At 73.0% G+C, this 9,173-nt stretch carries 11 protein-coding genes; 4 read left to right on the top strand and 7 right to left on the bottom strand.

Going from position 1 to position 9,173, the window contains the following annotated elements:
- Nucleotides 1-596 (bottom strand): hypothetical protein (locus ACXJKL_RS07820; protein ID WP_457206497.1); only part of this gene is annotated, 596 nt, incomplete at its 3' end.
- Between the two features lie 68 nt (nt 597-664).
- Nucleotides 665-1,267, bottom strand: a complete 603-nt coding sequence (locus tag ACXJKL_RS07815) for a TetR/AcrR family transcriptional regulator (RefSeq protein ID WP_457206496.1) — start codon at nt 1,265-1,267, stop codon at nt 665-667.
- 70 nt (nt 1,268-1,337) lie between these two features.
- Here ACXJKL_RS07815 and ACXJKL_RS07810 point away from each other — a divergent pair, with 70 nt between their 5' ends.
- On the top strand, nt 1,338-2,201 hold the full coding sequence (locus ACXJKL_RS07810) for an alpha/beta fold hydrolase (RefSeq protein ID WP_457206495.1): 864 nt from the start codon (nt 1,338-1,340) through the stop codon (nt 2,199-2,201).
- A gap of 2 nt (nt 2,202-2,203) precedes the next feature.
- Entirely contained in the window at nt 2,204-2,983 is a 780-nt protein-coding gene (locus ACXJKL_RS07805) for an alpha/beta fold hydrolase (protein ID WP_457206494.1), read from the top strand.
- 8 nt (nt 2,984-2,991) lie between these two features.
- On the opposite strand, the gene ACXJKL_RS07800 is transcribed toward ACXJKL_RS07805, so the two are convergent.
- The 3 genes from ACXJKL_RS07800 to ACXJKL_RS07790 all read right to left on the bottom strand — a co-directional run bounded on the left by ACXJKL_RS07800 (nt 2,992) and on the right by ACXJKL_RS07790 (nt 5,762).
- Complete coding sequence (locus tag ACXJKL_RS07800; RefSeq protein WP_457206493.1) at nt 2,992-4,185, bottom strand: LamG-like jellyroll fold domain-containing protein; 1,194 nt, start codon at nt 4,183-4,185, stop codon at nt 2,992-2,994.
- A gap of 126 nt (nt 4,186-4,311) precedes the next feature.
- Nucleotides 4,312-5,274: an SPFH domain-containing protein gene (locus tag ACXJKL_RS07795; RefSeq protein WP_457206498.1), complete on the bottom strand. Its 963-nt coding sequence runs from the start codon at nt 5,272-5,274 to the stop codon at nt 4,312-4,314.
- Between the two features lie 5 nt (nt 5,275-5,279).
- Complete coding sequence (locus ACXJKL_RS07790) at nt 5,280-5,762, bottom strand: NfeD family protein (protein ID WP_457206492.1); 483 nt, start codon at nt 5,760-5,762, stop codon at nt 5,280-5,282.
- Between the two features lie 247 nt (nt 5,763-6,009).
- Here ACXJKL_RS07790 and ACXJKL_RS07785 point away from each other — a divergent pair, with 247 nt between their 5' ends.
- Entirely contained in the window at nt 6,010-7,380 is a 1,371-nt protein-coding gene (locus tag ACXJKL_RS07785) for a fibronectin type III domain-containing protein (RefSeq protein ID WP_457206491.1), read from the top strand.
- A gap of 62 nt (nt 7,381-7,442) precedes the next feature.
- Here the strand turns inward: ACXJKL_RS07785 and ACXJKL_RS07780 are convergent, their stop codons facing one another.
- Nucleotides 7,443-8,342 carry an NAD-dependent epimerase/dehydratase family protein gene (locus tag ACXJKL_RS07780; protein ID WP_457206490.1) on the bottom strand — a complete coding sequence of 300 codons (900 nt, stop codon included), beginning with the start codon at nt 8,340-8,342 and terminating at the stop codon, nt 7,443-7,445.
- Between the two features lie 110 nt (nt 8,343-8,452).
- Between ACXJKL_RS07780 and ACXJKL_RS07775 the strand changes: the two genes are divergently transcribed.
- Nucleotides 8,453-8,851 carry a PGPGW domain-containing protein gene (locus ACXJKL_RS07775; RefSeq protein WP_457206489.1) on the top strand — a complete coding sequence of 133 codons (399 nt, stop codon included), beginning with the start codon at nt 8,453-8,455 and terminating at the stop codon, nt 8,849-8,851.
- On the opposite strand, the gene ACXJKL_RS07770 is transcribed toward ACXJKL_RS07775, so the two are convergent.
- Nucleotides 8,820-9,173, bottom strand: a 354-nt coding sequence (locus ACXJKL_RS07770) for a phosphatase PAP2 family protein (protein WP_457206488.1), incomplete at its 5' end; no start/stop codon positions are given. The genes ACXJKL_RS07775 and ACXJKL_RS07770 overlap by 32 nt on opposite strands.

Here is a 9,173-nt window from a genome sequence, read left to right as displayed (position 1 = left end):
CCGAAGTCCTCGCCGCGGTACGACGCCACGGAGCCGGCGAGGCCCCAGACCAGCAGCGGCGCCGCCTTGAAGCGGGGGCCGTTCGGCGCCACCCCCTCCAGGCGGATCCGGCCGGCGTGGAGCATGGTCCGCGCCATCGGCCCCATCGTGGCGAGCACGACCCTGCTGTCCCAGCCGGCCTCCGGGAGGGCACTGCCCATCGCCGTCATCACGCGGGTCGCCGGGGTCGCGGCCAGGTCGATGCGCCAGGCGAGCTCGTCCCCGATCGTCACCTCCAGGGTCCGCTCCCCGGGCCAGGACACGTCGATACGCGGTACGCGCTCCACGGTGACCGCCGAGGAGAAGTAGCGCGGACAGGTGAGCTCGGGCGCGCCGTTGGTGTGGATGGTCCAGCGCCCCTGCGGGTCGCGGTGCCAGACCGTCCGGTACGGCGGGCCGATCGAGGTGGCCAGCATGTCCCGCAGGGCGAGGTAGTGACCACTCGCGAAGGGCACGCCCATCACGCCGTAGCCGGTGAAGCGTTCGTCGTCGCCGTCGGCGAGTCGAGGGTGCTGCCGCAGCGCCTCGACGGCCCGGCGTGGGGTTGTCGTCGTCATGCGTCCAGCGTCGTCGGTGAGTACGCCGCGCGCCTGAGGCATCCGCCTCACTCGCGGCCGACGCGGGCTCACGGACGCGCGGGCAGCAGCGGGAGCAGCAGCTCCAGCAGGGCCTGCTCCGTCTCCTGCGCCGAGAGGTGGCCGTCGACGCGCAGGATGCGCCAGGTCGTGGCGTCGCAGAGGGCGACGACCTGCGCGAGTCGCCGCGCACGGGTCGTCTCGTCCGGCCCGTCGGCCCAGGCGCCGGCGAACGCCTCCCGGCACCAGCCGACGTGGTAGTCGCGGGCCCGGGCGGCGAGCTCGGGCACGCCCGGCGCCTGGTGGGCCTCGGCGTACATCTTGAGGATGAGGGTGCCGTGGTCCTCGTAGTAGCCGACGAGTGCGTGCACGGTGTCCGCGGGCGCCTCCCCCAGCGCCGCGCCCCGCTCTGCGGCGAGGCGGACGAGCTCCCGCTCGATGGTCGCGACCAGCAGGCCGGGCTTGCTGCCGAAGCGCCGGAGCACGGTCTGCACGGTGACGTCGGCGTCCGTGGCGACGTCCTCGAGCCGGATGCGGTCGTAGGGGACCTCGGCGTACCGACCCAGCATCGCGTCGAGGATGCGTTCGCCGGTCTGCTCGGCCGCCTCGGCACGCGCCGTCATCCGGTACGCGCGAAGGGTCTTGCTTTTCATGACAGTGACGTTAACATCGATATATTCATGTGAGTGACACTCACACCAAGTTGAGACACGGGGACCTGCCATGGACCACCACGACCACCCGGGGCCGAGTGCCGACCCGCGGCGCGAGAGCGCCACGATCGCCCGCACCCGCCTCGGCCGACTGCACGTCCGCACCATCGGGGAGGGAACGCCCACCGTCATGTGGTCGTCGATGTTCGTCGACAGCCACACGTGGGACCCACTGGTCCCGCTGCTGCCGGACGGGCGCCGCTACGTGCTGGTCGACCCGCCGGGGCTCGGCCTGAGCGAGCCGCTGCACCGGGTGAGCGACATCCGGGAAGCCGCGGACGCGGCCGCCGACCTTCTCGGCGACCTCGGGATCGACCGTCCGGTCGACTGGCTCGGCAACGCCTTCGGCGGGCACGTCGGCCTCGCGCTCGGCACCCGGCCCGGCGTGCTCCGCAGCCTGGTGGCGGTCAGCTCGCCGACGGAGCCGATCGACGCGTCGCTCCGCCGCCAGATCCGGCTGCTGCTGCCGGTCCTCCGCCTCGCGGGTCCCGTCGGACCGGTGCGGTCGGCGATCGTCGACGCCATGCTCACCGACGCCTCCGCCGCCGACCCGTCGGTCCGCCGGACCGTCGTGGAGTCGCTGGGCCGACCCAGCCGGCGCAGCATGGCGATGGCCATCCGGTCCTTCATCCTGCACCGGGTCGACGTCACCGCGGAGCTCGCGGATCTCGCCGTGCCGAGCCTGTTCGTCGCCTCCGACGACCGCGGGGACTGGCGTCCCGAGGACGCTGCGGCGGCCGCCGCACTGGCCCCCGACGCCGAGCTCGTCACGATCGGGGCTGCCCGCACGCTGGTCCCCCTCGAGCAGCCGGAGGCGCTGGCCGCCGAGATCCGCCGGTTCTGGGACCGGCTGGCCCGAGCCGTACCGTCGTGACCATGTGGCGCACCCTCCCGCTCCCGGGTCGACCGGTCCTCGGGGCCTCCGGCCTCCGGTCCCGGGCCCGCGAGCACCCAGACACCTCGACCCTGGGCTCGCCGACCGGCCCGCCCTCGACGCGGACGGCGCTCGGCGAGCTCGGCGCCGCCCTGGACGCGGTCCGACTGGTGGGGGCCCTGCCGCGCCTGGCCACGGCTCCCCGCGGCGACGGCCACCTGGTGGTGGACATCCCGGGATGGCGCGCTCCCGAGGTCACCGGTGCGCCGCTGCGCGCCTACCTGCGCGCCTTGGGCTACGACGCCCGGGGTTGGGGCTTCGGCACCAACACGGGCGACCCACGACGTGACGTCGACCGGCTGGCCGGACGCGTGCTCGAGCTGGTCGACCGGGCGGGCTCGCCGGCGTCGCTGGTGGGCTGGAGCCTGGGCGGCGTGATCGCTCGCGAGGTGGCCCGCCGCCATCCGGAGGCCGTACGGCGGGTCGTCACGTACGGCACGCCGGTGATCGGCGGACCGATCCACACCACCGTCGCCCGCGCGCCGGGCAGCGGCTCCGGTGCCGGTCGGGTCACCCGACGACTCGACGCCGTGGCACCCATCCGCGTGCCGCTCACGGTGCTCTTCTCCACGCGGGACGGGATCGTCTCCTGGAAGGCGTGCATCGACCGCTCGACGCCGGGCGTGGAGCACGTGGAGGTGTCCTCGACCCACCTCGGCATGGGCGTCGATCCGGACGTGTGGATGATCGTCGCCGACCGGCTCGCCCGCGACGCGGCCTGACCCGCACGTCAGCCGTGGACGACGCGCACCCAGTCGATGGCCCCGGAGTAGTAGTCGCACCCGACAGCTCGCTGGTCGCACAACCGCTTGCCGCCGAGGACGAACGGGTCGCCGTTGTCGATGGGGCCGGTGCGTCCCGCGGTGCGCGCCACCAGGACGCCGTCCACATACTGCGAGACCGAGGTCGCGGTGTGGACGCAGGCCACGGTGTGCCACGCCTCGTCGTCGAGGCGCCGGGTGCCGGTGGCCACCACGACGCTGCCGTCGGCGCCCCTGAAGACGCACCGCAGTCCACTGGCGTCCTCGACCTTGATCTGGCCGCCACGGGTGACGGCCTGGCCCTTCTGCATGATGTTGCCGTGTGACGTGTTCGTGCTGAACCTGAACTCCACCATCCAGGGGACGGACGGGTCGGGGATGTCGAGGTCGGCGCTGTCGGCCACCTGCACGAGTCTTGGCAGCGCGACCGGGGGACAGTCACGGCACCGCGACGACCAGGCGTAGTCGGAGCCCCGGAGGACGAGCCCCGCAGCCGCGGCGTTCGCACTGATCGACCCGGGGTGCCCGCTACCGCTGCCGTCGACCATCGTCGTGGACCCCGCCGGCTCGTCCATGGGCCAGTAGGCGACCACGACCTGGCCCGCCGACAGCGCGGGAAGTGCGGGCGGGCTCGTCGGCGAGGGAGTGGGCGTCGGGATCGGGGTCGGGGTCGGCGAGGGGGTGGGCGTCGGGATGGGGGTCGGAGAGGGATTGGGCGTCGGGGTCGGAGAGGGAGCGGGAGTGGTGCTCGTCGTCCGGACGATGGCGATCGGGGTGATCCGCCGGGACAGGACCCGACCGCGCACGGTCCACCGCGGGACGCGGACGCGGTACCGCACCAGCGTGGACTCCGCCCGCGGCAGCCTCGTCACCAGCGTGTAGCGGCCGCTCCCGGCGCTCGTCCCGGAGGCGACCGGCTTCCAGGAGCGGCCCACCGCGCGTTGCAGCACCACCCGGCGCTCGACTCGCGGCACGACCCGGCCGCGGGCGCTGATCCTCGAGCCCGGCTCGGCGACGTCCGGCGAGAGCCGCAGGCTGCCGGAGACCTTGCGCTGGCTCGCCGAGGCCCGGGGCTGCTCGCGCCACGTCATCCCGCTCATCACGACGGCCAGGGCCAGGGCCAGGATCCCGACAGCGGCGGCCAGCCGGCGACGTACGGTCACGTGCTCTCCCAGCAAGAGTGCGATCGCGGAGGCATCCGACCCTAGACCCGGTGACCCTCGGCGCCAAGCACTCCACGAGTGCAGGGCGACCAGGCGTCCAGCACCTCGGCGAGGGGCTGTGGTCGATCAGGCCCCCAAGGTGTGGGGCCTCACCTGCTCCGGCTCGAGGATCGGATCGGGCCGGGCCTCCTCGGTCGGGGCGTCCTCGGCCGGGCGCACCTGCCTCTGCTCGGCGGTGAAGGCCGACGTCACGGTCCGCATCGCCTCGCTGAGCTCGCCCGGGATGACGAAGTAGCCGTTGCCGTGCTCGGCGAGGCGGGGCAGCATCTCGAGGTACTTGTAGGCCAGCACCTGCGGGTCGGCGTCGTTGTCGTGGACCGCCTGGAAGACCCGCTCCAGCGCCTTGGCCTCGCCGTCGGCCTCGAGGATCTTCGCCTGCTGGCGGCCCTCCGCCTCGAGGATCAGCTTGTTGCGGGTGCCCTCCGCGGTGAGGATCAGCGACTGGCGATGACCTTCGGCCTGGAGGATCACCGCCCGCTTGTCCCGCTCGGCGCGCATCTGCTTCTCCATCGCCTCCTGGATGCTGCGCGGCGGGTCGATGGCCTTGATCTCCACCCGGTTGACCCGGATGCCCCACTTGCCGGTGGCCTCGTCCAGCACGTCCCGCAGGCGGAGGTTGATCGTCTCCCGGGAGGTCAGCGTGCTCTCGAGGTCCATCGACCCGATGAGGTTGCGCAGGGTGGTGACGGTGAGCTGGTCGATGGCCTGGAGGTAGTTGTTCACCCCGTAGGCCGCCGCCCGCGGGTCGGTGATCTGGTAGTAGAGGACGGTGTCGATGGCGACGACGAGGTTGTCCTCGGTGATCACCGGCTTGGGTTGCGAGGTGTAGACGGTCTCCCGGACGTCGAGCTTGGTGTTGACCCGGTCGACCAACGGGATGATGAGGTTCAACCCGGGCTGGAGGGTCCGCTGGTAGCGGCCGAACCGTTCGATGTTGTAGCGCCGCGCCTGCGGCACGATGCGGATCGCCGAGGCCACCAGCAGGGCGACGAGCACGGCCAGGACGGCGACCGGAACCCACAGCTCCATCGCGATCACGCCTCTCTGGGTCGGGGGTCGGGCACGGGGTCGGGCAGGGGGTCGTGCGGGTGCACCAGGGCGGTGGCACCGTCGATCTGGAAGACGTCGACACGCACGCCCGCCGGGATCACCAGGTCCTCGTCGTAGGACCGGGCCGACCAGTCCTCGCCGGAGAGGTGCACCAGCCCACCGGTGGAGCTGACCTCGCGGGTGACCAGCGCCGACCGCCCGACCAGGGCGTCACTGCCGTCGAGCGAGGGCGGTGGGAGGACCAGGTGCCGCTTCGCGATCGGGCGCACCGCCAGCAGGGCGACCCCGCCGGTGACGGTGAAGGCGAGCAGCTGCACCGGGACCGGCGCCCCGAGGCCCGCGGCCACCGCGGCGACGAGCGCGGCACCCGCCAGCAGGCCGAACGCCAGCGTCAGCGTGAGGATTTCCACCACGCCGAGGACTACGGCTGCGATCAGCCAGGCGTACGACCACATGAGACCGTCCATCCGAAGATGTGGTCCCCATCGTAGCGCCGGCGTCCGCGGATCCCAGGTCCGTCGGTTCTGGGACCGGCCGGCCGAGCAGGACCGGGTACTAGGACCAACGTCCAATGGCACCCCGGAGGGTGCCGCCGACAGGCTGTGAGCCCTGGGTGGCGTGACCGCACACGCCGCAGAGCGGAGCGTCGTCATGAACAGAGCCAGCCTGCACCGCACCAGAGGATGGGTACGGGCCAGAGGATGGGTACGGCGCGTGGTCGCGCCGACGGTCCTGGCGCTCGGCGCCGCGACGATGACGGCGGGGGTGCTCACCGTGCCCGCCACCGCCGCGAGCTCCGACGGGTGCGAGGGCGGTGGGTTCAGCCTGGTCAACCTGGCGACCGGCACCGCCGTCGCCTCGGGTGCGACCGGGGCCACGGTGCCCGCGGCCGCCCTGGGTGAGCGGTTCGGCGTACGGGGCCTCTACAACCAGTTCGACGTCCGCGCGGCGGACTTCGCCGTGCTGGACTACGCATTCACCGGAGCGGCCAACGACAACGACATGACCGGCGGCCGCTTCACGCCCGTGTGGGCCAGCAAGGTGCCCGACCACCGGGGGGCGACGCTCACCGGCGACGTGGCGGTGAGCATCGACGGGGAGGACCTGGTCATCACGCGCACCGGTCCCGCGCTGTCGATGAAGATCCAGGCCAAGGACTGCGCCCAGGGCGGCATCTTCCAGATGGAGCCGGAGCGTGAGGACGGGCAGACGACCCGGATCGTGCACACGCTCGCCCAGTCGGCCGACCCGGCGCTCCGGCCGTTCTTCTTCGACAACACCAACTTCCGCGAGCGGGTCGGCCAGTTCCTCGGGGACGAGTGCACGAGCGTCACCACCGGGCCACCCGGCCAGCTCTGCGTCAAGGTCAGCACCCGCACCAACATCGGCAACGACTTCTCGCCCGCCTTCGTGGCCCGGGACAGCGCCCAGGTCGCCGAGCGCGTCGACCAGCCGGCGTGCAACACCGCCACCCCCGTGACCCCGAGCGTCGAGCACTGCGGCAGCCAGTCGATCTGGGACGTCGCCAGCGGCGGCCGGATGGGCTTCGTGACCGGCGAGGACGCCGTCGAGGTGGGCAACCCGCCCACCGACTGCGTCCAGGACTGCCAGGCACAGAACCAGGTGCGCGGTCGTCTCGCCGTGCTGGGCTTCCCGTTCCCGGTGCCGGCCGGCAGCCGGCTGACGCCCGCCACCGCGGCCGGGGCCCTGCCGGTTCCCGCCCCGGTACCCGCGGCCGGCTCACCCGCCTCGACCGGTGCGCCGTCCTCGACGGGTACGCCGTCCTCGGCCGGGCAGGTGCGACCGTCCGCGCCGCGGATGAGGAGCGCCGTCGCGGGTCGGCCCGGCGGTCGCACCACCGCCACCGCTCGGTGGCGGCCCGTCGCCGGGGCCGTCGGCTACCAGGTCCGCGCGGTGCGGGTCGGGGCACACAGCCGGACGATCACCTCGGACAGGCTGAGCGGCAGCGCCCGCTCGCGCACGATGACGCTGAGGCGGGGCAGCTACCGCTTCACGGTCCGTGCCATCAACGCCGCCGGCGCCGGCGCGTGGTCGACGAGGTCGAACACGGTGCGCGCTCGCTGACCCGGGTGTCGCGGTCTCGCGCCCTCTCGGGGGTGCGAGACCGCGGCTTCCTGCGTCCTCGGTCAGGAGCTCCGGGGGTCGGCCAGGACGTCGCGCCAGGAGTGCTGGGGCTCGTAGCCGAGGAGGTCGCGCGCCTTGTCGACGGCGTAGAACGTCTCGTCGCGACCCATCTCGCGGCGCACCTCCACCCCGTCGTAGAAGCGGTCCCGGACCTCCTCGTTGGTCGCGGCGACCGACATGTCGGCGTTGGCGACGTTGAAGACCTCGTAGCCCAGCCCGTCGACCTCCAGGCAGCGCTGCACCATCTGGCCGAGGTCCCGCGTGTCGATGTAGGCGAAGACGTTGCGGCGCCGCAGCGACGGGTCGTCGAGGAACGGCGGGAACATCTCGGCGTACTCGTGCGGCTCGATGACGTTGTTGATCCGCAGCCCGTAGACGTCGGCGCCGGTGCGGGCCTGGAAGGACCGCGCGGTCACCTCCCCCGCGACCTTCGACATCGCGTACGAGTCCTCCGGGACCGTCGGGTGCTCCTCGTCGACCGGCACGTACAGCGGTCGCCGCTCGCCCTGGGCGAAGCAGATCCCGTACGCCGTCTCCGAGGACGCGAAGATCACCTTGCGCACCCCCAGCCGGGTCGCGGCCTCGAGCACGTTGTAGGTGCTGAGCACGTTCGTGGCGTAGGTCCTGGCGTCGGACGCGAGCAGGATCGCCGGCACCGCCGCGAAGTGCACCACCGCGTCGTAGCTCGGCTTCTCGGCGAGCTCGAGCTCGTCGAAGGTCGCCAGTCCGGCGAGGGCCGAGTAGGTCTCCCCGGCGTCGGTGAGGTCGACCCGCAGGTCGGCGATGTCCGGGTGCCCCAGCGGGACGAGGTCGGCGTTGGTGACGTGGTGGCCCTGGGCGGCGAGGTACGGCGCGACGTGCTGTCCGGCCTTGCCGCTGGCCCCGGTGAAGAAGATGCGCATGGCTGCCCCAACCGCGGGCGCCGCTCGATCCTTCCCGGGGCGCGAGCCGTCCTCAGGGTGCCCTCAGCCCGAGGCCCCACACTGGTGGTCGACCTCAGCAGGGAGAAACGATGAGCGGCACGACACTGACCCCCCGATCCCACGAGGTCCTCACCCGCGTCGAGGCGTGGGCGCACCGGGGGCCCGTCCGGGCCGTCGTCGTCAAGGTCGGCGTGAGCATCGTGGGTCCGCTCCTGCTCGTGGCCGGCGTCGCCATGCTGGTGCTGCCCGGGCCGGGGCTGGTGGTGATGGCGCTGGGTGCGGCGCTCCTGGCACTGGAGTACGAGTGGGCCCGCCGCGTCCTGCTCTCCTGCGGTCGGGTGCTCGACAAGGGGCGGCGATCGGTGCTGCCGACGGACGCGTCCCTCACCCGGCGCATCCTCGGAGTCGCCACGACCGTGGGCTTCCTCGTCGCGACGACCGGGATCACCGCGGCGGTCACGACGTACGTCGGTTCGACGTTCGTCTGACCCCTCGGGACTCTCCTCGCGGGACCGTCCGACCGGCCCGGCGACGCCGCACGAGTGCCCCGCCCGCGACCGCCGCGGCGGCCACCAGCCAGCCGGCGAGGACGTCCACCACGTAGTGCTCCCCGGTGTGGACGAGGGTGACGGCCATCGCCAGCGCGTAGGCGGCCAGCACGACCCGCCACCCCCTGGTGGCGATCGGCCAGAGGAACAGGGCGACCAGCAGCGCGGCACCCGCGTGCAGCGACGGCATCGCCGCCACCGGGTTGCTCTCCCCCTGGCCGGAGGCGGTCAGGGTGCCCACCCAGTCGAGGTGGAGGTACTC

Source organism: Nocardioides sp. P5_C9_2 (assembly GCF_054049555.1).
This window is presented reverse-complemented; position numbering and strand designations above follow the sequence as displayed.

Coding starts and splice junctions, on each gene's coding strand:
- ACXJKL_RS07805 (WP_457206494.1), top strand. CDS start 2,204: ATGTGGCGCACCCTCCCGCTCCCGGGTCGACCGGTCCTCGGGGCCTCC.
- ACXJKL_RS07775 (WP_457206489.1), top strand. CDS start 8,453: ATGAGCGGCACGACACTGACCCCCCGATCCCACGAGGTCCTCACCCGC.
- ACXJKL_RS07810 (WP_457206495.1), top strand. CDS start 1,338: ATGGACCACCACGACCACCCGGGGCCGAGTGCCGACCCGCGGCGCGAG.
- ACXJKL_RS07790 (WP_457206492.1), bottom strand. CDS start 5,762: ATGGACGGTCTCATGTGGTCGTACGCCTGGCTGATCGCAGCCGTAGTC.
- ACXJKL_RS07795 (WP_457206498.1), bottom strand. CDS start 5,274: ATGGAGCTGTGGGTTCCGGTCGCCGTCCTGGCCGTGCTCGTCGCCCTG.
- ACXJKL_RS07815 (WP_457206496.1), bottom strand. CDS start 1,267: ATGAAAAGCAAGACCCTTCGCGCGTACCGGATGACGGCGCGTGCCGAG.
- ACXJKL_RS07780 (WP_457206490.1), bottom strand. CDS start 8,342: ATGCGCATCTTCTTCACCGGGGCCAGCGGCAAGGCCGGACAGCACGTC.